This window comes from Kitasatospora sp. NPDC051705, assembly GCF_044453265.1.
Taxonomy (GTDB): domain Bacteria; phylum Actinomycetota; class Actinomycetes; order Streptomycetales; family Streptomycetaceae; genus Kitasatospora.
Genome location: NZ_JBITCO010000008.1, coordinates 59,397 through 77,443, shown reverse-complemented (window position 1 = coordinate 77,443; position 18,047 = coordinate 59,397). Strand labels below are relative to the sequence as shown.

General features: G+C 74.7%; 19 protein-coding genes and 1 pseudogene. 10 read left to right on the top strand and 10 right to left on the bottom strand.

The window, feature by feature from the left end; translation table 11 throughout:
* Positions 1 to 6: 6 nt before the first annotated feature.
* From ACIA8Q_RS13220 to ACIA8Q_RS13205, 4 genes are all read right to left on the bottom strand, one after another.
* Entirely contained in the window at positions 7 to 423 is a 417-nt protein-coding gene (locus tag ACIA8Q_RS13220; RefSeq protein WP_387904450.1) for an NUDIX domain-containing protein, read from the bottom strand.
* Between the two features lie 10 nt (positions 424 to 433).
* Positions 434 to 643: an SPOR domain-containing protein gene (locus tag ACIA8Q_RS13215; RefSeq protein WP_396317193.1), complete on the bottom strand. Its 210-nt coding sequence runs from the start codon at positions 641 to 643 to the stop codon at positions 434 to 436.
* Positions 644 to 778: 135 nt separating this feature from the next.
* A complete protein-coding gene (locus ACIA8Q_RS13210) occupies positions 779 to 2,134 on the bottom strand; it encodes a DUF4190 domain-containing protein (protein WP_396317192.1) in 1,356 nt (451 codons plus the stop codon).
* 255 nt (positions 2,135 to 2,389) lie between these two features.
* Positions 2,390 to 3,205: a methyltransferase domain-containing protein gene (locus ACIA8Q_RS13205; RefSeq protein ID WP_396317191.1), complete on the bottom strand. Its 816-nt coding sequence runs from the start codon at positions 3,203 to 3,205 to the stop codon at positions 2,390 to 2,392.
* Between the two features lie 158 nt (positions 3,206 to 3,363).
* On the opposite strand from ACIA8Q_RS13205, the pseudogene ACIA8Q_RS13200 reads away from it, so the two are divergent.
* Positions 3,364 to 4,493 (top strand): annotated as a pseudogene (locus tag ACIA8Q_RS13200) (dihydrofolate reductase family protein).
* A gap of 73 nt (positions 4,494 to 4,566) precedes the next feature.
* Entirely contained in the window at positions 4,567 to 5,232 is a 666-nt protein-coding gene (locus ACIA8Q_RS13195) for an HAD-IA family hydrolase (RefSeq protein ID WP_396317190.1), read from the top strand.
* A gap of 35 nt (positions 5,233 to 5,267) precedes the next feature.
* Here the strand turns inward: ACIA8Q_RS13195 and ACIA8Q_RS13190 are convergent, their stop codons facing one another.
* Positions 5,268 to 7,097: a caspase domain-containing protein gene (locus ACIA8Q_RS13190; protein ID WP_396317189.1), complete on the bottom strand. Its 1,830-nt coding sequence runs from the start codon at positions 7,095 to 7,097 to the stop codon at positions 5,268 to 5,270.
* Positions 7,098 to 7,099: 2 nt separating this feature from the next.
* On the bottom strand, positions 7,100 to 7,531 hold the full coding sequence (locus ACIA8Q_RS13185) for a hypothetical protein (protein WP_396317188.1): 432 nt from the start codon (positions 7,529 to 7,531) through the stop codon (positions 7,100 to 7,102).
* A 179-nt stretch (positions 7,532 to 7,710) separates the two neighbouring features.
* Between ACIA8Q_RS13185 and ACIA8Q_RS13180 the strand changes: the two genes are divergently transcribed.
* Complete coding sequence (locus ACIA8Q_RS13180) at positions 7,711 to 7,980, top strand: type II toxin-antitoxin system Phd/YefM family antitoxin (RefSeq protein ID WP_360210846.1); 270 nt, start codon at positions 7,711 to 7,713, stop codon at positions 7,978 to 7,980.
* Positions 7,973 to 8,236 carry a type II toxin-antitoxin system RelE/ParE family toxin gene (locus tag ACIA8Q_RS13175; RefSeq protein WP_360210848.1) on the top strand — a complete coding sequence of 88 codons (264 nt, stop codon included), beginning with the start codon at positions 7,973 to 7,975 and terminating at the stop codon, positions 8,234 to 8,236. Before ACIA8Q_RS13180 ends, ACIA8Q_RS13175 begins: the two co-directional genes overlap by 8 nt.
* Positions 8,237 to 8,370: 134 nt before the next feature.
* On the opposite strand, the gene ychF is transcribed toward ACIA8Q_RS13175, so the two are convergent.
* Positions 8,371 to 9,444, bottom strand: a complete 1,074-nt coding sequence (ychF, locus tag ACIA8Q_RS13170; RefSeq protein ID WP_360210850.1) for a redox-regulated ATPase YchF — start codon at positions 9,442 to 9,444, stop codon at positions 8,371 to 8,373.
* Positions 9,445 to 9,836: 392 nt separating this feature from the next.
* Between ychF and ACIA8Q_RS13165 the strand changes: the two genes are divergently transcribed.
* Entirely contained in the window at positions 9,837 to 10,322 is a 486-nt protein-coding gene (locus tag ACIA8Q_RS13165) for a DUF6542 domain-containing protein (protein WP_360210852.1), read from the top strand.
* Between the two features lie 29 nt (positions 10,323 to 10,351).
* Here the strand turns inward: ACIA8Q_RS13165 and ppgK are convergent, their stop codons facing one another.
* Both ppgK and ACIA8Q_RS13155 read right to left on the bottom strand, forming a co-directional pair.
* Positions 10,352 to 11,098, bottom strand: a complete 747-nt coding sequence (gene ppgK / locus ACIA8Q_RS13160; RefSeq protein WP_360210854.1) for a polyphosphate--glucose phosphotransferase — start codon at positions 11,096 to 11,098, stop codon at positions 10,352 to 10,354.
* Positions 11,099 to 11,253: 155 nt separating this feature from the next.
* Complete coding sequence (locus ACIA8Q_RS13155) at positions 11,254 to 12,228, bottom strand: 4-hydroxy-3-methylbut-2-enyl diphosphate reductase (protein ID WP_360210856.1); 975 nt, start codon at positions 12,226 to 12,228, stop codon at positions 11,254 to 11,256.
* An 87-nt stretch (positions 12,229 to 12,315) separates the two neighbouring features.
* Between ACIA8Q_RS13155 and ACIA8Q_RS13150 the strand changes: the two genes are divergently transcribed.
* From ACIA8Q_RS13150 to ACIA8Q_RS13135, 4 genes are all read left to right on the top strand, one after another.
* Positions 12,316 to 13,680 (top strand): APC family permease, encoded by a 1,365-nt coding sequence (locus ACIA8Q_RS13150; RefSeq protein WP_396317187.1) that lies wholly within the window; start codon positions 12,316 to 12,318, stop codon positions 13,678 to 13,680.
* A 76-nt stretch (positions 13,681 to 13,756) separates the two neighbouring features.
* The gene (gene xseA / locus ACIA8Q_RS13145) at positions 13,757 to 14,980 is read left to right on the top strand and encodes an exodeoxyribonuclease VII large subunit (RefSeq protein WP_360210860.1); all 1,224 of its coding nucleotides are present in this window, start codon (positions 13,757 to 13,759) and stop codon (positions 14,978 to 14,980) included.
* Between the two features lie 78 nt (positions 14,981 to 15,058).
* On the top strand, positions 15,059 to 15,316 hold the full coding sequence (locus tag ACIA8Q_RS13140; protein ID WP_360210862.1) for an exodeoxyribonuclease VII small subunit: 258 nt from the start codon (positions 15,059 to 15,061) through the stop codon (positions 15,314 to 15,316).
* 112 nt (positions 15,317 to 15,428) lie between these two features.
* Positions 15,429 to 16,031: a malonic semialdehyde reductase gene (locus ACIA8Q_RS13135; protein WP_360210864.1), complete on the top strand. Its 603-nt coding sequence runs from the start codon at positions 15,429 to 15,431 to the stop codon at positions 16,029 to 16,031.
* Positions 16,032 to 16,176: 145 nt separating this feature from the next.
* Here ACIA8Q_RS13135 and ACIA8Q_RS13130 read toward each other — a convergent pair whose 3' ends face one another.
* Positions 16,177 to 16,713: a DUF4245 domain-containing protein gene (locus tag ACIA8Q_RS13130; protein ID WP_360210866.1), complete on the bottom strand. Its 537-nt coding sequence runs from the start codon at positions 16,711 to 16,713 to the stop codon at positions 16,177 to 16,179.
* 215 nt (positions 16,714 to 16,928) lie between these two features.
* Between ACIA8Q_RS13130 and glpX the strand changes: the two genes are divergently transcribed.
* The gene (gene glpX, locus ACIA8Q_RS13125; protein WP_360210868.1) at positions 16,929 to 17,969 is read left to right on the top strand and encodes a class II fructose-bisphosphatase; all 1,041 of its coding nucleotides are present in this window, start codon (positions 16,929 to 16,931) and stop codon (positions 17,967 to 17,969) included.
* Positions 17,970 to 18,047 lie beyond the last annotated feature (78 nt).

Sequence of the window (18,047 nt, the reverse complement as noted above, 5' to 3'; positions counted from 1 at the left end):
GTCGGGTCAGCCGGCCAGCAACCGGGCGACGTGCGGCAGGACGTCCCGGTCGTGGTCGATCCAGTCGACGCCCTCCAGCTCGGCGGGCCCGAGCCAGCGCAGCTCGTCGTGGTCCTCCAGCGGACGCGGGTCACCGGCGAGCAGCTCGGCCGCCCAGAACCGCAGCTCCAGGCCCGGCCGGACGGTCCAGGCGCCCGGCAACCGCCGCAGCGCCCGGGCCCGGACGCCCAGCTCCTCCAGGAGCTCCCGCTCCAGCGCCTGCGCCTCGGTCTCGCCCGGCTCGGCCTTCCCGCCCGGGAACTCCCAGCGCCCGGCCACCGACGCGGGCGCGCTGCGCCGGGCGGCGAGCACCCGCCCGCGGTGGATGAGCGCGCCGCCGACGACGATCCTGGTTCCGGTGGGGGTCCCGCTGGCCTGGTCCATGGCCCCGACCCTACGGCGTGGGCGCGTCCGCCCCCGGCCGGCCCGGGCCCCGGTCGCCCCCGGGCGCACCCGCGGCCTCGTCCTCGACCCAGTACAGCTGCTTGTGGCCGCGGGCCTCGAACTCGGCCGCCAGCCGTTCCGCCTCGGCCCGTTCCAGCCCCCCGGCGACGAGGTAACGGTTGCCGTTGTCGTCCTGGCGCATCACCCGAAAGGCGTCCATGGCGGGAGCGTATCCCCGGCCGGCGTGGGGGTCGGGCCGGGGATCCGCCGCCGCGAGGCTACGCACGGCGCGCTACCGGCGGGTACGGGCGGTGTTAACGGCGGGTAACCGAATCCGCCGCGGGCGGGCGGCGGCTCAGACCTGGAGGTCGGGCACCTGCTCGCCGGTGGACAGGCCGAGCCCGCGCCGGATCTCCACGCTGAGCGGCACCGTCTTGGTCACCAGCGCCCTGGCCCGGCGGACGTCGCCCTCCAGGTCGGCGCCGGCGGCCGCGGCGTCCCACGAGCCGGCGGCCGCCCGCTGGGCGGCGGCCAGCCGGTCGACCGTCGGCTTGACCTCGGCCGGCCACCCGGTCGAGTCCTTGCCCAGCGCCGTAGCCTCGGCGTGCGAGGCCAGGGCCATCAGCCGGGCCCAGTCCCGGTACTCGGACGGCGCGTCGGCGACGGACTTCTTCGGCTGCTTCCCGTAGACGTCGTTGAAGCCGCGGACGGCGTCCAGGTAGGCCAGCTGGGCGGGGGTCAGCTTGCTCCGGTCGGTGCGGACCGTCCCCAGGTGGTCCCCTCCGCGGTCCTCGAAGGCGCAGGTCACGTAGCGCTCGCCGGACTTCCAGTTGCCCTGGGTCGGGTAGAGGTAGACGTCGTCCATGCCGTCCGGGACGGCCCACTGGTCGAGCGCGTAGTCGTCGAGCACCTTGCGGCACAGCTCGGCGGCCACCTCGCGGACCCGGCTCTCGCCCGGGTAGGACGGCCCGTGGGGGGAGGGGATCATGGCCGTCCCGGCCACCTCGCCGTGGTGCGGGGCGGAGCACGGCACCCGGCGCACCCAGAACAGCGTCTCGTCGCCGCCCGAGGGATCCCTCCGGCTGCCGTTCTCGGGGGTGTTGTAGCAGTCCCCGGACTTGAGTGCGGCCCAGGCGACCGAGCCGGCCGGGGCCTTCGGGGGCCGGCCCGACCGGTCGTCCGGGCCGTCGACGGACAGCCCGACGACGGCCAGGGACATCAGCGCCGTCCCGACCCCGCCGAGCACCAGGCCGGTCAGCGCCATCCCGAAGCCGCGCTCGCCGCGGCGGTTGATCTGGACCAGCCCGATGATGCCGAACAGCAGGGCCAGCGGCGCCACCAGGACCAGGCCGGTGACCAGGGAGGCGGCCGCGAAGCCGTTGGTGGCGGGGGCGGCCTGGGGGTAGGCGAAGCCGGGCTGGAAGCCGGACTGCGCGGCCGGGGGCACCGCGGCCCAGCCGCCACGGGTGGGCGGCGCGGGCGCGGGCTGGGGGGCCGGCCACGGCGCGGCGGGCGCGGGGGGCCCGGCGGGCGCGGCCCACGGGTCGGCGGACGCGTCGGCGGACGCGGACGGCTCCGGGGCGGACGGCTCCGGGGCAGCGGTGGGCACGGGCGGGGCGGGCTGGGCGGGTGCCGCGTCGGCCGGCTTGCGCAGGTCCGCCGCGGCGGGCTCCGGCCCCGACACGGGCGGCTCGGACTCAGGCTTGGACACGTGGACTCCCCCGGCCCGCCGGTACGGGCATCAGCTCGACAGTGCGACTCGTCGGCCCGCCCCCGGCAGCGGGCCGGAGCGGCCCGAAGGAGTCCGGGTCGAGCGGACGCGCGACTTTATCCGATCTTTCCGAACGTCCGCGCGAACGTTTTCCCCGGTCCGTCGCGCACCGGGCGGCCGACGGCCGCCACGCCGCCGGCCGCGAGAGCACCCGCCCGGCCGGCCGCGCCGTCGGCCACGCAGTCAGCCGCGTCGTCAGCCGCGCGCCAGGATCTCGCCGTGCAGCATCGAGAACCAGCCGTCGTCCTCGGCGGTCCACTCCCGCCAGCCGGCCGCGATCGACTCCAGCTCGGCCCGGTCCGCCAGCCCCCGTTCCACCGCCGCCCGGCCGATCGCGGTGCCCGTCACCCGGTCCGCCCACATCCCGCCCCACCAGGCCCGCTGCCCGGGCGTCGCGTACGTCCAGGTGCTCGCGCCCGCCGCGACCTCGGCGAAGCCCGCCGCCCGGGCCCAGGACAGCAGCCGCCGCCCGGCGTCCGGCTCGCCGCCGTTGGCCCGGGCGATCCGCTCGTACAGCTCCAGCCAGCGGTCCAGCGCCGGCGCCTCGGGGAACCAGGTCATCGAGGCGTAGTCGACGTCCCGGGCCGCGACCACGCCGCCCGGCGCCGACACCCGGCGCATCTCCCGCAGCGCGGTGACCGGGTCGGCCACGTGCTGCAGCACCTGGTGGGCGTGCACGACGTCGAACCCGCCGTCCCGGAAGGGCAGCCGGTGCACGTCGGCGACCTCGAAGACGACGTTGACCAGGCCGCGTTCGGCCACGTACCCGGCGGCCTGCGCCAGCACCTCGGCGGAGGTGTCGACGGCCACCACCCGCCCGGTCGGGCCGACCAGTTCGGCCAGGTCGGCGGTGATCGTGCCGGGGCCGCAACCGATGTCCAACAGGACCTGCCCCGGGCGCAGTTCGGGCAGCAGGTAGGCGGCGGAGTCGGCCGCCGTCCGGGAGCGGTGCGAGCGCAGCACGGCCTCCTGGTGGCCGTGGGTGTAGACGACGGGCTGCTGTCCGGTCATGGGGTCCCCCCTGGGACGTGGTCGGTTCCGCGACACTCCGAACGCTAGCCGGTCATCCACATTCCGAGAAGATTCGTCTCATTCATCGAACACTCGACCGCCCCGGCCCCCACGCCGGCCGTACCGTGGAGGCCCACCCGACAGAACGGTCACCCGCCATGCCCGGCCAGCGCCCCTTCGTCCTGCTGAGCGCCGCCGTGTCGCTCGACGGACACCTCGACGACGCCTCCCCCGAACGCCTGCTGCTCTCCAACCGGGCCGACTTCGACCGGGTCGACGCGGAGCGCGCGGCCGCCGACGCCGTCCTGGTCGGCGGCAACACGCTGCGCACCGACAACCCGCGCCTGCTGGTCAACGACCCCGACCGCCGGGCCGCCCGGCTCGCGGCCGGCCGCCCCGCGTACCCGTTGAAGGTCACGCTCAGCGCGAGCGGCGCCCTCGACGCCGGCCTGCGCTTCTGGCACACCGGGGGCGCCAAGCTCGCCTACACCACCGACGCCGGCGCGGCGGTGCTGCGCCCCCGCCTGGACGGCCTGGCCGACGTGGTGGCGCTCGGCGGGTCGGTGGACCTCGGCACGGTGCTGGACGACCTGGGCGCGCGGGGGGTGCGCCGGCTGATGGTCGAGGGCGGCGGCGGGGTGCACACCCAGTTCCTCGCGCAGGGGCTTGCCGACGAACTGCAGCTGGCCGTCGCCCCGCTGCTGGTCGGCCAGGCCGGGGCGCCGCGGTTCGTCCGCCCGGCCGCCTTCCCCGGCGGACCGGCCCGGCGGATGCGCCTGCTGGAGGCGCGTACGGTGGGCGACGTCGTCCTGCTCAGGTACGCCCCGAAGGAGTCCGCCGCGTGACCACCGACCTCGACCACCTGCGCCGGGCCGTCGAACTCTCCCGCAGCTGCCCGCCGTCCGAGACCGCCTTCTCGGTCGGCGCGGTGATCGTCGGCGCCGACGGCGAGGTGCTGGCGGAGGGCTACAGCCGGGAGGTCGACGCGCACGCCCACGCCGAGGAGGCGGCCCTCGGCAAGCTCCCGGCCGACGACCCGCGGCTGCGCGGCGCGACCGTGTACAGCTCGCTGGAACCGTGCGGCCGACGGGCCTCGCGGCCGGTGCCGTGTGCCCGGCTGCTCATCGCGGCGGGCGTGCCGCGGGTGGTGGTGGCGTGGCGCGAGCCGGACCTCTTCGTCACCGACTGCCAGGGGGCCGCGCTGCTGGAGGCGGCGGGGGTCGAGGTGGTGGAGCTGCCGGAGCTCGCCGAGGAGGCCCGGGCGGTCAACGCCCACTTGCTCGGATGATCTTTTGTATCATCGAGGAACAAACGACTCAGCCCTGCGTCGTCCGTCCGCCGCGCCCGCGAGGAGCCTCCCCATGCCCGCCGCCCCGATCCAGCTGACCGCCCACGCCCTCCTCCTCGACATGGACGGCACCCTGGTCAACTCCGACGCCGTCGTGGAGCGGTGCTGGGGCCGCTGGGCCGAACGGCAGGGCCTCGACCCCGCCGCCGTCCTGGCCGTCGCCCACGGCCGCCAGGGCCACGCGACCATGGCCGCCCTCCTCCCCGACCGCCCCGTCGAGGTCAACCTCGCCGAGAACCGTCGGATGCTCGCCGAGGAGCGCGCCGACACCGACGGCGTCGTCCCCGTGCCCGGGGCGCCCGCCTTCCTGACCGCCCTCGCCGACCTGCCGCACGCCCTGGTCACCTCCGCCGACGAGCCACTCGCCACCGTCCGGATGGCCGCCGCCGGCCTGCCGCTGCCGCCCGTCCTGATCACCGCCGAGTCCGTCGGCGGCAGCAAGCCCGACCCGGAAGGCTTCCTCAAGGGCGCCGCCGCCCTCGGCCACGACCCCGCCGACTGCCTCGCCTTCGAGGACTCCGGCGCCGGCATCGAGGCCGCCCGCGCGGCCGGCGCGCGCGTCGTCGGCATCGGCCCGCGCGCCCTCGCCCACCGCCCCGACGCCCACGCCGACACCCTCCGGGACGTCACCGTCACCGCCGGCCCGGACGGCACCGTGACCGTCACCGTCCGCCGCTGACCGGTGCGTCCGGCGCGGCCACCCGTCCGGCGCGGTCACCCGCGCTGGATGCCCACCGCGTCGAGCAGCAGGCCCTTGCGGCCGCTGCGCAGCTGGGCGACCAGGGCGGTGCCTCGCTGCTCGACGGCCAGGTACCAGATTCCCGGCAGCAGGACTCCGACCGGCTCCCGGGCCGTCGCCCCGAACAGCGGACGCACCTCCGGAACCGCGAACCAGAACGGCTGGAAGTCCGGGCTCGGACCGGTCGCCGAAGCGGCATCGATCAGCTTGGACAGCCGGCGCACGTCCCCGGCGCGGCCCTTGGTCCCCCGCCGGGCACCGTGCGTCGTACGGAGCAGCCCCCGGGCGGTGGCCGACGCCTGGACGAGCAGGCCCTGGCCCCGATGCTGCAGGGCCAGGTAGCACCGCCCCGCCTCCAGCACCCCCACCCTGCGGTCCGAACCGTCCTCCGCCATCAACGGGTGGTGTTCCAGCGGCAGCACGAACCAGAACGGCACGAAGTCGACCTCCCCGGCCTCCGCGTGGTCGGTGCCGTCCCGCTGGATCCCGCTCAGGTCGAGCAACAGTCCCTGCGTTCCGTCCGGGAGCTGGACGACCAGGGCGGCCCCCCGCTCCTCGACACCGAGGTACCAGGTGCCCGGCCGAACCTCGCCCACCGGATTCCACGACCCGTCCAGCGCAAGCAGCGGACGGGTCGCGGGCACCGCCAGCCAGTACGGCGCGAACTCCGGCTCCCCGTCCTCCGGTTCCGCGTCCTCCGGCTCCGCGGCCTCCGGCGGGTCGGCGTTGCCGTTCTGGATCCCGTCGACGTCGAGCAGGAACCCCGTCGTGCCGTCCGCCAGCTGCACCCGCAGGGCGCCGCCCTGCCCGTCGACGGCCAGGTACCACGTCCCCGGCTCCACCACACCGACGGGCTCCAGCGAGCCCTCCCCGAAGAGCTCGCGCGCCACCGGCACCGCGAGCCAGAACAGCGCGAAGTCCGGATCCGGCTTGGCCGCCAGCACCGCCACCAGCCGGGCCGCCTGACGCAGCTTCTCCCGGGCGTCCGCCTCCGCCGTCCGGCGCCGCTCCTCGCCCGCGCGCCGTTCGCCGTGCCCCGGCGCGCCGCTCGGCGCCGGCCGCACCGCGGCGGCCCGGTTGCGGGCGATCGCGATCCGGCTGCCGTCGTCCCGGCTGCGCTTCTGCGGTATCGGCCGGGACTTCTCCGAGAGCCGCTGCGCCAGCTGCCGGAAGAGGGTCTCCATGTCGAGCAGGTCCGGCCCGCCGGGCAGCCCCGCCTCCAGCAGCCCGATGAGCTCCCCGCTGAAGGCCGTGTAACGCTCCCCGGGAGGCGCGAGGGCGGCCCTGGTCGCCGAGGTCGCGGTGAGCACCACGCTGCCGTTGATCACGGCCTGGTCGGCGATGTGCTCACCCGCGCTCATCGCGCCGGCCAGCGCCCGCCCGCTGTAGCAGCAGTCCAGCACCACCACCGTGCGCCGGGCCCGGGCCTGCGGGTCGAGCACCGCGCGCCGCAGGGACTCGTACCGCAGCGCGGTGTACTCGGAGTCGCGGACGGTGTCCGGCAGGGTCAGGTGCAGCTCGTCCGTGTAGTCGTCCGTCAGACCGTGGCCGGCGTAGTAGACCAGCAGGGTGTCGGTGGCCTCGCGCGCCTTCTCCCGGACGGTGTCCAGCACCTGCCGCGCGCTGCCCGGCTGGGCGATCACCGTGCACGCCCCGGCGGGCAGCCCCCACACCGCCGGGTCGGTGAGCACCCTGTGCAACGCCTCCAGGTTCGCCGCCACGGCCGGCAGCCCGTCCAGGTGGAGGTAGTCGTGGACCCCGATGAGCACGGCCGCCGACCGGCCCGGGTCCGCCAGTGCGGCCACGGCTACTCGGCGTCTCCGGTCGCCGGGACCGGCGCCGCAGCGCCCGGCCGTGCCGGCTGGGCCGGGAGCCCGGGCGGAGCGGGCCGCTCCAGCTGCTCCAGGATCCGGCGGACCTCCTCGGCGGAGCCGCCCTCGACCACCACGGTGGCGCCGCCGCACTCGATCCGCACCCGCGGCCTCCCCCGGCGCGCGTCCCGCCAGGTCGCCACGGCGGTGACCAGGCCGGCCAGCGCGATGCCGTTGGCCAGCACCACGTTGACGACCTCCAGCACCTCCCCCATCCGGCCCTCCGCCGGATCGGCCGCCCCGGCCCGCACCTCACTGCCCCGCAGTTCGGGCTCCGCCAGCAGCCACCGGCGCAGCGAGCCCGCGGCCTCGGCCTGCTCGCCCTCCCGCCCGTCCCCCGCCGGCTCGACCGCGAGCGCGACCTCCACGCCCAACACCTCTCCCCCACAGCCCGGTTGTCCGCTTCAGCGTAGAGGAACCCCCGCCCGCCGGACCGCCCTTCACCGGATCCCGAACGACCGAAGGCCCCAGCCCCGCCGTCCCGGCCGATCCGGAGCGGAACGCATTCCCGTTGTGTACACATGGGACACTCGGTACTCTTGGGCGCATGACACAGCCGCTGCCCATAGAGTCCATCCGGGACGTGCGCGCCCACCTGGCGGAGGTCGTGGAGCGCGCGGACCGCGACGACGTGCCCACGGTCATCACCCGCCGGGGCAAGCAGGTCGCGGCCGTCGTCTCCATCGAGGTGCTGCGCAGGTACCAGGAGTGGGAAGAGCGCGAGATCAATCGGATCATCGACGAGCGCATGGCCACCCCGGCGCCCGGTATCCCGATCGAGGACATCATGAGGGAGACGCTGGCACGCGGTGAGTGAGTACCGGACCGTCTTCCGCCCCGAGGCGCAGGCCGAGCTCCGGAAGATCCCCCGCGACACGGCGCTGCGCATCCTGGCCAAGCTGACCGAGCTGGAGACCGACCCGCTCGGCTTCAACACGACCGCACTCGTGTCCCGGCCCGACCGACGCCGCCTGCGCGTCGGCGACTACCGCGTCGTCTACACGATCGACAACGGAGAGCTGGTGGTCTGGGTCGTCCACGTGGGACACCGGTCCACCGTCTACGAGACCTGATCACCGCCGGTCCCGCACCGGAACGTCCGGCACCCGTCCGGCGCGGGTGACGCCGAAGGGGCCGGACTCCACGGAGTCCGACCCCTTCCCACGTGCTGCCTGCGGCGGCAGCGACGTGCCGCCGTGCCGGCCGCTCAGACGTTGAAGCGGAACTCCACCACGTCGCCGTCCTGCATGACGTACTCCTTGCCCTCGATGCGGGCTTTGCCCTTGGAACGGGCCTCGGCGACGGAGCCGGTCTCGACGAGGTCGGCGAAGGAGATGACCTCGGCCTTGATGAAGCCCTTCTGGAAGTCGGTGTGGATGACACCGGCCGCCTCGGGGGCCGTGGCGCCCTTCTTGATGGTCCACGCGCGGGTCTCCTTGGGACCGGCGGTGAGGTAGGTCTGCAGGCCGAGGGTGTCGAAGCCGACCCGGGCGAGGGTGGCCAGGCCGGGCTCCTCCTGACCCATCGACTGGAGCAGCTCCAGCGCCTCGGCGTCGTCCAGCTCGATCAGCTCGGACTCGATCTTGGCGTTCAGGAAGATGGCCTCGGCCGGGGCGACCAGCGCGCGCTGGGCGTTCTTGAAGTCCTCGTCGGCCAGCTCCTCCTCGTCCACGTTGAAGACGTAGAGGAAGGGCTTGGCGGTCAGCAGGTGCAGCTCGCGGATCGGGGCGGTGTCGAAGCCGGCCTCGAAGAGGGTCTTGCCGGTCTCCAGGACGGCCTGCGCGGCCTCGGCGGCGGCCAGCACGGGGGCGGTGTCCTTCTTGAGGCGCGCCTCCTTCTGGAGCCGCGGCAGGACCTTCTCGATCGTCTGGAGGTCGGCCAGGATCAGCTCGGTGTGGATGGTCTCGATGTCGTCCTTGGGCGACACCTTGCCGTCCACGTGCACCACGTCCGGGTCGGTGAAGGCGCGCACGACCTGGCAGATCGCGTCGGACTCGCGGATGTTGGCGAGGAACTTGTTGCCCAGGCCCTCGCCCTCGCTGGCGCCGCGCACGATGCCGGCGATGTCGACGAAGTCGACGGTCGCCGGGAGGACGCGCTGGGAGCCGAAGATCTCGGCGAGCTTGGCCAGGCGCGCGTCCGGGACGCCGACGACGCCGACGTTCGGCTCGATGGTGGCGAACGGGTAGTTGGCCGCCAGCACGTCGTTCTTGGTCAGGGCGTTGAACAGGGTCGACTTGCCGACGTTCGGCAGGCCGACGATTCCGATCGTGAGCGACATGAAGCGCAGTCCCGTGGGCTTGGAGGAGTTGGGTCGGCACCGTACGGGCCGACCCCCAAGTCTACGGGCAGCTCCTCACCCCCCGGTCGCCGCCGGGAGGGGCTCGGGTCCGGTGGTCACGGTGCGCGGGCGGGGCCGGACGGATCGGGGCCCTGATCGACGGTCACATCAGTACCCGGTCCGGGGACACGGGACAAGACCTGAACGGTCCATTACACAGTGTGGCGATGATCGGACCGTACGTTGGGCGGGTGGAGCAGAGCATCCGTACCCAGCCGCCAGGGCCCAGACGCCGACCGCCGAACGGCGCGGCCGGGGCCGCCGTCCCCGGTCCAGGCCGGGCTCCCGAGACCTCCGGACCCCCCGGCGCCCCCGCCTCCCGGCTGCGCCCCGTGGCCGGCGCGCCCGCCGCGGGCCGCCCGGCCGCGCCCGGGCCGCGGTTGCGCCTGCCCCTGCGCGGGCGCTCCGCGCCCCGGCTGTACGGCCGCCGCCGGACGGGACGGCCGACCCGGCTGACGGCCGTCGGCACCGGCGTGGTCGCGGTGCTGGCCACGCTCGCGGTGGCCGGCCTGGACCGGCTGCTGTTCGACGGGCTCGGCTGGCTGTTCGGCCTGGGCTACCTGGTGGTCTGCTTCCAGCTGGCCGTCCGGGTGCGCTACGCCGACCTGCTGGCCGCGCCGATCAGCGGGCCGATCGCGTTCGCCCTGGCGCTGCTGGCGTTCGGGCCGGTCGGCTCCTCCGGGGTCACCGCCCAGGTGGTGGCGCTGGCGACCGGGCTGGCGCTGCGGGCCGGCTGGCTGTTCTCCGGCACCGGGCTGGCCGCGCTGATCGTGCTCGCCCGGTTCGTGGCCCAGCGCCGGATCCACCGCTCCCGCTGAGCCCGGCCCGCGGCTGCCGCGGGCCGGGCTCAGCCCGCCGCCCGGGCCGCCGCCATGGCGGCGCCGACGATGCCGGCGTCGTTGCGCAGCTCGGCGGGCACCACCCGGGCCTCCCGGTGGCGCAGCAGCGGCAGGAACTTCTCGTGCTTGCGGCTCACCCCGCCGCCGATCACGACCAGCTGCGGCGAGAACAGCATCTCGACCAGGTCCAGGTACTCGTCGACGCGCCCGGCCCACTGCTCCCAGTTCAGTCCGTGCCGCTCCTTGGCGGCCGAGGAGGCCCGGCGCTCGGCGTCCTTGCCGCGCAGTTCCAGGTGGCCCAGCTCGGTGTTGGGCACCAGCGCGCCGTCCACGAAGAGCGCGCTGCCGATGCCGGTGCCGAAGGTGAGGACCAGCACCACGCCCGACTGGTCGTGGCCGGCGCCGTGGGCCGTCTCGGCGATACCGGCCGCGTCGGCGTCGTTGAGCACCGTCGCCGGCAGGTCCAGCGCCTCGCGGAAGAGGCCCTCGGCGTCCAGGCCGATCCAGCCCTTGTCCACGTTGGCGGCGGTCCTGGTCCGGCCGCCGACCACCACGCCGGGGAAGGTCAGCCCGACCGGGCCCTGGTGGTCGAAGTGGCGGACCACCTCGCGGACGGCGGCGACCACGGCCTCGGGTGCGGACGGCTGCGGGGTGAGCACCTTGTGCCGCTCCTGGGCCAGTGCGCCGCGGCCGAGGTCGACCGGGGCGCCCTTGATGCCCGAACCGCCGATGTCCACGCCGAATACCGCCGTCATCACGACCACCCTCCACCCGTGGCGGCGGACCCGCTTGTCCACAGCCTGTGCACAAAGTTACGAGAGCGGGTTCGGCCGCGCACAGCGAAGGGACGGGTCCGGGACGCGACGGAGCCCGGCCCCCCTCGGGGTGCCGGGCTCCGTGCGGAGGCGGACTACAGCTTGCCGGCGGCCTCGGACCGCAGGTCGCGGCGCAGCTCCTTGGGCAGCGAGAAGGTGAGGTGCTCCTCGGCGGTCTTGACCGTCTCGACGGTGTCGTAACCGCGCGCGGCCAGCCACTCCAGGACGCCCTCGACGAGGATCTCCGGCACCGAGGCGCCGCTGGTCAGACCGACCGTGGTGACGCCCTCCAGCCAGGCCTCCTGGATCTCCTCGGCGAAGTCCACCAGGTGGGCGGCGCGGGCGCCGTACTCCAGGCCGACCTCGACGAGGCGGACGGAGTTGGAGGAGTTCCTGGAGCCGACCACGATCAGCAGGTCGGTGTCGGGCGCCATCTGCTTCACCGCGACCTGGCGGTTCTGGGTGGCGTAGCAGATGTCGTCGCTGGGCGGGCTGACCAGCGCCGGGAAGCGCTTCTTCAGCTCGCCGACGGTGGCCATGGTCTCGTCCACGGACAGCGTGGTCTGGGACAGCCAGACGACCTTGGACTCGTCCCGGACCCGGACGTTGGCGACGTCCTCGGCGCCGTCCACCAGGTGGATGCGGTCCGGCGCCTCGCCCATCGTCCCGACGACCTCCTCGTGGCCCTCGTGGCCGACCAGCAGGATGTCGAAGCCCTCGTCGGCGAAGCGCACGGCCTCCTTGTGCACCTTGGTGACCAGCGGGCAGGTGGCGTCGATGGTGGCGAGCTTGCCGGCCTTCGCCTCGTCGTGGACGGACGGGGCGACGCCGTGCGCGGAGAAGACGACGATCGAGCCCTCGGGCACCTCCTCCGTCTCGTCGACGAAGACGGCGCCCTTCTTCTCCAGGGTCTGCACCACGTACTTGTTGTGGACGATCTGCTTGCGGACGTAGATGGGTGCCCCGTACTGCTCCAGGGCCTTCTCAACGGCGATCACGGCGCGGTCGACACCCGCGCAGTAGCCCCGGGGGGCGGCGAGCAGGACACGGCGCTGCGCGGTGTTGGACATGGGTCCATCGTACGGGCGGCGGCGAGCCGCGCCGACGTGAGGCGCCTTCCGGACGGACCCGGTCGTCGGTGCTCAAATGTGGTGTCTATGAGCTCCACGAGTGATCAGGCGCCGCCGGGCGCCCTGCGGCGCAGCCTCGGCGTCCGCGACCTGGTGGTCTACGGCCTGCTGTTCATCGCCCCGATGGCCCCGGTCGGCGTGTTCGGCGTGCTCGACGCCAGGAGCCACGGGGCCGTCGCCGCGGTCTACCTGGTGGCGACGGTGGCGATGGGCCTGACCGCCTTCTCGTACGCCCAGATGGTGCGCGCGGTGCCGCAGACCGGCTCGGTGTTCGCCTACGCGCGGGCCGGGCTGGGCGAGGGGCCGGGGTTCATCGCCGGCTGGATGGCGATGCTCGACTACCTGCTGATCCCGGCGGTCGCCTACCTGTTCTCCGGCATCGCCCTGCACTCGCTGGTGCCCGGGGTCTCCCGGTGGGTCTGGACGGCGCTCGCGGTGCTGGTGACCACCGCGCTCAACCTGGTCGGGGTGCGGACGGCGGCGGTGGTCGGCTTCGCGGTGCTCGCGATGGAGCTGGCGGTGCTGGCCGTGTTCGTCGCCGCGGCCGTGGTGGCGCTGGTCCAGGACGGCCCCCGGCGGGGCTGGGACACCCCGTTCACGGCCGTCGGCGGCTTCTCGCTCGCCGCCGTGCTCTCCGCGGTGTCCGTCGCAGTGCTGTCCTACCTGGGCTTCGACGCGATCGCGACCTTCGTCGAGGAGGCGGTCGGCGCCTCGGCGGCCGTCGCCAGGGCGGTGCTCTGGTGCCTGGTCCTGGCCGGAGTGCTGTTCGCCGCGCAGACCTACCTGGCGGCGCTCCTGGAGCCGACGACCCCGCAGCAGCTGGCCGCCGACCCGGCGGCACAGGGCTCGGCCTTCTACGACACGGTGGAGAGCGGCGTCGGGCACTGGCTGCACGTCCTGGTGGCGGCCGGCAAGGCCGTCGGCGCGGCCTTCGCGGCCCTGGCCGGGCAGGCGGCCGCCGGGCGGCTGGTCTACGCGATGGCCCGGGACGGCCGGCTGCCGCGCGCCCTCGGCCCGGTCGACCCCGCCAGCGGCGTCCCGCGCCGGGCGCTGCTGACGGCCGCGGTGATCACCATGGTCGCGGCGGTCTGGGCGGCGAACCGGGACGACGGGCTGGACCAGCTGACGTCGGTGGTCAACGTGGGCGCGCTGACCGCATTCGCGCTGCTGCACGCCTCGGTGATCGGCTGGTACACGGTGCGGCACGGCTCGCGCGACCGGCTGCGGCACCTGGTCGCCCCCGGGCTGGGGATCGCGGTGATCTGCGCGGTGGTCTACGAGGCCTCGGCGACCGCGCAGCTCGCCGCCCTGATCTGGCTGGCGGCCGGGCTGGTGGTGCTGGGCGTGCAGGGCTCCACCGGGTCGGGCGGGCCGGTCGGCGACCACCGCTGAGCCCGCCCCGCCCGGCCGCCCCGGCACCGGCCGTCGGGCCCTGGGCCTGTCCGACGGGACCGCTAGCCTCGTACGCATGGCCAACACCAGCTCCCCCGAAGCCCCGCTCCCGGTCGGCAAGGTCTCCGCGCTGATCGGCGGCTGGATCGACCGGCTCGGGGCGGTGTGGGTGGAGGGGCAGATCACCCAGCTGAGCCGCCGGCCAGGGGCGGGCGTGGTGTTCCTGACCCTGCGCGACCCGCAGGCGGACGTCTCGCTCACCGTGACCTGCTTCCGTTCGGTGTTCGACCAGGTCGCGGAGGTCGTGCAGGAGGGCGCGCGGGTCGTCGTGCACGCCAAGCCGGAGTGGTACGCGGCACGCGGGCAGCTGTCCCTGCGGGCCTCGGAGATCCGGCCGGTGGGGCTGGGCGAGCTGCTGGCCCGGCTGGAGCAGCTGAAGCGCAGGCTCGCCGGGGAGGGCCTGTTCGAGGCCGGGCGCAAGCGGCCGCTGCCGTTCCTGCCGCAGTGCGTCGGCCTGGTGACCGGGCGCGGCTCCGCGGCCGAGCGGGACGTGCTGGAGAACGCCCGGCGGCGCTGGCCGGCGGTCCGCTTCGAGGTGCGCAACGTCCCGGTGCAGGGGGTCAGCGCGGTGGAGCGGGTGAGCGCGGCCGTCCGGGAGCTGGACGAGCACCCCGACGTGGACGTGATCATCGTGGCGCGCGGCGGCGGCAGCGTCGAGGACCTGCTGCCGTTCTCGGACGAGGGGCTGGTGCGGCTGGTCGCGGCCGCCCGGACGCCGGTGGTCAGCGCGATCGGGCACGAGCCGGACCAGCCGCTGCTGGACTTCGTCGCCGACCTGCGGGCCTCGACCCCGACCGATGCCGCCAAACGGGTGGTTCCGGACGTCGGCGAGGAACTGGCCAAGGTCCGCCAGCTGCGGGACCGGGCCCGCCGACACGTCCTCGGCCGGGTCGACCGCGAGCAGCACGGGCTGGACGGCCTGCGCAGCCGCCCGGCGCTGGCCGCCCCGCAGCGGATGCTGGACGGGCGCGGCCAGGAGGTCGAGGCACTGCTGGAACGGGCTCGGCGCACCCTGCGCCACCGGCTGGACCACGCGCAGAGCGACCTCGGGCACACCCTCGCCCGGGTGGTGGCGCTCTCCCCGGCGGCCACCCTGGAGCGCGGCTACGCGGTGCTGCAGCGGGCGGACGGCACGGTGGTGACCGACCCGGGGCAGGTCGCGGCCGGCGAGGGGCTGCACGCCCGGGTGGCGGCCGGCTCCTTCGGGGTTCGCGTGGAGGCGCCCGCCGACGAGGACTGAGCCGGTCGGCCCGGCCCGCGGCCTCCGGTTCGTCCGGTGGCGGCCGTTCTGTCGGCGCCAGCCCCTACGCTGGCACGCATGGCAGATCAGCAGGAGCAGCAGGCCGCGGCGGCGCCGACCCCGGACGACGCGCTGGGCTACGAGCACGCCCGGGACGCGCTGCTGGACGTCGTCCGGCAGCTGGAGAACGGCGGGACGTCGCTGGAGGAGTCGCTGGCCCTGTGGGAGCGCGGCGAGCAGCTGGCGAAGGTCTGCCAGCGCTGGCTGGACGGCGCCCGGGCCAGGCTGGACGCCGCGCTGGCCGCCGAGGAGGGCGGGCCCGCGGCCGGGGAGTGACGCGGCTCACACCGCCCCGGGGAATCGTTGAACGTTCACCCATGTTGGGATGATGTGACCGGCTCCGGCCGGACACTCCGACGAACCCCTCCCGCATGAGGTGCAGACAAGCATGACCACCGAAGCCCTGGTACTCGACGCCGCCGCTCAGGACCTGCTGTTCCGCGAGGCCCGCACCGCGAACACCTTCACCGACGAGCCGGTCTCCGAGGAGCAGGTCCAGGCCATCTACGACCTGGTCAAGTTCGGCCCGACCGCCTTCAACCAGCAGCCGCTGCGCGTGGTCCTGGTCCGCTCGGCCGAGGGCCGCGAGCGCCTCGTCCAGCACCTCGCGGACGGCAACAAGGCCAAGACCGCCGCCGCCCCGCTGGTCGCCATCCTGGCCGTGGACAACGAGTTCCACGAGGAGCTGCCGACCCAGCTCCCGCACTTCCCGCAGGCCAAGGACGTGTTCTTCTCGGAGCGCAGCGTCCGCGAGCAGTCCGCCACCCTGAACGGCGCCCTGCAGGCCGCCTACTTCATCATCGGCGTGCGCGCCGCCGGCCTGGCCGCGGGCCCGATGACCGGCTTCGACGCCGAGGGCATCAACAAGGAGTTCTTCGGCGACGGCGAGCACTCGGTGCTGGCCGTGGTCAACATCGGCAAGCCGGGCGACGACGCCTGGTTCGCCCGTTCGCCGCGCCTCGCGTACGACCAGGTCGTCACCACGGTCTGATCCGCCGCACGCACGAGGGCCCGCACCGGTTCGTCCGGTGCGGGCCCTTCCGTGTGCGCACGGGGGCGCCGGGGGTCGCACGGGGGCCTGCGAGGGCGCCCCGGGGCGCACCCGGCCCCTCCGGGCCGGCCGCGGGGCCCCGCGGCTACTTGAGCGCCTGCGCCAGCTCGGCCAGCTCCTCGTAGGAGGCGGTGCCGGTGAGCACCGTGGTCGCGCCGTCGGACTGCACGACCAGCGCGCGGGACTTCTCGCCCTGCAGGCGCTCCCAGGTCCGCCCGGCCACCTCCGAGGTGCCGTCCGGCTTGGCGCCCGCGGCCTTCTCGCCGACCAGCGCGTCGCGCGGGACGTCGCTCTGCTCGACCGCCGCGTACTGGCCGGACGGCGTGACGAAGCCCAGGTGCCAGGCATTGCCCTGGCCCTTGCCGTTCGCGGCCGGCTGGTAGCCGACCGAGGTGGCCCGCCACTGGTCGGGGAGGCCCTCGGGCGAGAGCAGTCGGTAGGGCGCACCGCGCTTCGCGGAGGCCGCCGCCACCTTGTACTCGACCACGTGCACCGGGTCGCCGTCCGCGTCGTGCGGCAGGAACAGGTACCCCACCCAGACCACGACGCCGACGGCCAGCATCGACAGGACCATGTCCCGCACGGTCTGCCGGCCCCTCATGCCCTTGCTCTCTCCAGCCACCCCCACATGGTGACTCATCCACACACCGCCCCGGCCACCCGGGGTGCCCACGAACGGGTGAAGCGGGACGAACCGCCACCCTCCGCACCCGGGGGGCGACCCGCGCCACAGACAGTCATCTCGTGGGCAGATACGATCGCAGGACCCTCACCACGGCGTTCGACCAGGCAGTAGTCGGGCGCTCACTGGCCGTCGCGTACAGAGAGGTAACGACGATGACCACGCAGTACCCGCACCACCTTCCCAGCGCCCTTGAGGTCGCGCCGGAGGCTCCCGACCGGAACCTCGCGCTCGAACTCGTCCGGGTCACCGAGGCGGCCGCGATGGCCGCCGGCCGGTGGGTCGGCCGTGGCGACAAGAACGGCGCCGACGGCGCCGCAGTCAAGGCGATGCGCACCCTGGTCTCGACCGTCTCGATGAACGGCGTCGTCGTCATCGGCGAGGGCGAGAAGGACGAAGCCCCGATGCTCTACAACGGCGAGCGGGTCGGCGACGGCACCGGCGCCGAGTGCGACGTCGCGGTCGACCCGGTCGACGGCACGACGCTGACCGCCAAGGGCATGAACAACGCCGTCGCCGTCCTGGCCGTCGCCGACCGCGGCACCATGTTCGACCCCAGCGCCGTGTTCTACATGGACAAGCTGGTGGCCGGCCCCGAGGCCGCCGAGTTCGTCGACATCACCGCCCCGCCGGCCGTCAACATCCGCCGGGTCGCCAAGGCCAAGGGCAGCGCCGTCGAGGACGTCACGGTCGTCGTCCTCGACCGCCCCCGCCACGACGGCCTGGTCCGGGAGATCCGCGAGGCGGGCGCCCGGATCAAGTTCATCTCCGACGGCGACGTCGCCGGCGCCATCATGGCCGCCCGCGAGGGCACCGGCGTCGACCTGCTGATGGGCATCGGCGGCACCCCCGAGGGCATCATCGCGGCCTGCGCCATGAAGTGCATGGGCGGCGTGATCCAGGGCCGGCTGTGGCCCAAGGACGACGCCGAGCGGCAGAAGGCCCTCGACGCCGGCCACGACCTGGACCGGGTGCTCACCACCAACGACCTGGTCAGCGGCGAGAACGTGTTCTTCGTCGCCACCGGCATCACCGACGGCGAGCTGCTGCGCGGCGTGCACTACCGCTCGGAGACCGCCACCACCAGCTCGCTGGTGATGCGCTCCAAGAGCGGCACGATCCGCGAGATCAACTCCGTCCACAAGCTGTCGAAGCTGCGGGCCTACAGCGCGATCGACTTCGACCGCGCCAACTGAGACCCGGACGACCGCGACCGCGGCCCCGGCGGAATCCCCCTCCGCCGGGGCCGCGGCGCGTCCGGCCGCGATGCCCGC

Bases quoted from the DNA above. Each gene is read 5' to 3' on its own strand.
- glpX (WP_360210868.1), top strand. From the start codon at position 16,929: ATGACCACGCAGTACCCGCACCACCTTCCCAGCGCCCTTGAGGTCGCG.
- ACIA8Q_RS13220 (WP_387904450.1), bottom strand. From the start codon at position 423: ATGGACCAGGCCAGCGGGACCCCCACCGGAACCAGGATCGTCGTCGGC.
- ppgK (WP_360210854.1), bottom strand. From the start codon at position 11,098: ATGACGGCGGTATTCGGCGTGGACATCGGCGGTTCGGGCATCAAGGGC.
- ACIA8Q_RS13150 (WP_396317187.1), top strand. From the start codon at position 12,316: ATGAGCTCCACGAGTGATCAGGCGCCGCCGGGCGCCCTGCGGCGCAGC.
- ACIA8Q_RS13215 (WP_396317193.1), bottom strand. From the start codon at position 643: ATGGACGCCTTTCGGGTGATGCGCCAGGACGACAACGGCAACCGTTAC.
- ychF (WP_360210850.1), bottom strand. From the start codon at position 9,444: ATGTCGCTCACGATCGGAATCGTCGGCCTGCCGAACGTCGGCAAGTCG.
- ACIA8Q_RS13140 (WP_360210862.1), top strand. From the start codon at position 15,059: ATGGCAGATCAGCAGGAGCAGCAGGCCGCGGCGGCGCCGACCCCGGAC.
- xseA (WP_360210860.1), top strand. From the start codon at position 13,757: ATGGCCAACACCAGCTCCCCCGAAGCCCCGCTCCCGGTCGGCAAGGTC.
- ACIA8Q_RS13205 (WP_396317191.1), bottom strand. From the start codon at position 3,205: ATGACCGGACAGCAGCCCGTCGTCTACACCCACGGCCACCAGGAGGCC.
- ACIA8Q_RS13135 (WP_360210864.1), top strand. From the start codon at position 15,429: ATGACCACCGAAGCCCTGGTACTCGACGCCGCCGCTCAGGACCTGCTG.
- ACIA8Q_RS13180 (WP_360210846.1), top strand. From the start codon at position 7,711: ATGACACAGCCGCTGCCCATAGAGTCCATCCGGGACGTGCGCGCCCAC.
- ACIA8Q_RS13155 (WP_360210856.1), bottom strand. From the start codon at position 12,228: ATGTCCAACACCGCGCAGCGCCGTGTCCTGCTCGCCGCCCCCCGGGGC.
- ACIA8Q_RS13195 (WP_396317190.1), top strand. From the start codon at position 4,567: ATGCCCGCCGCCCCGATCCAGCTGACCGCCCACGCCCTCCTCCTCGAC.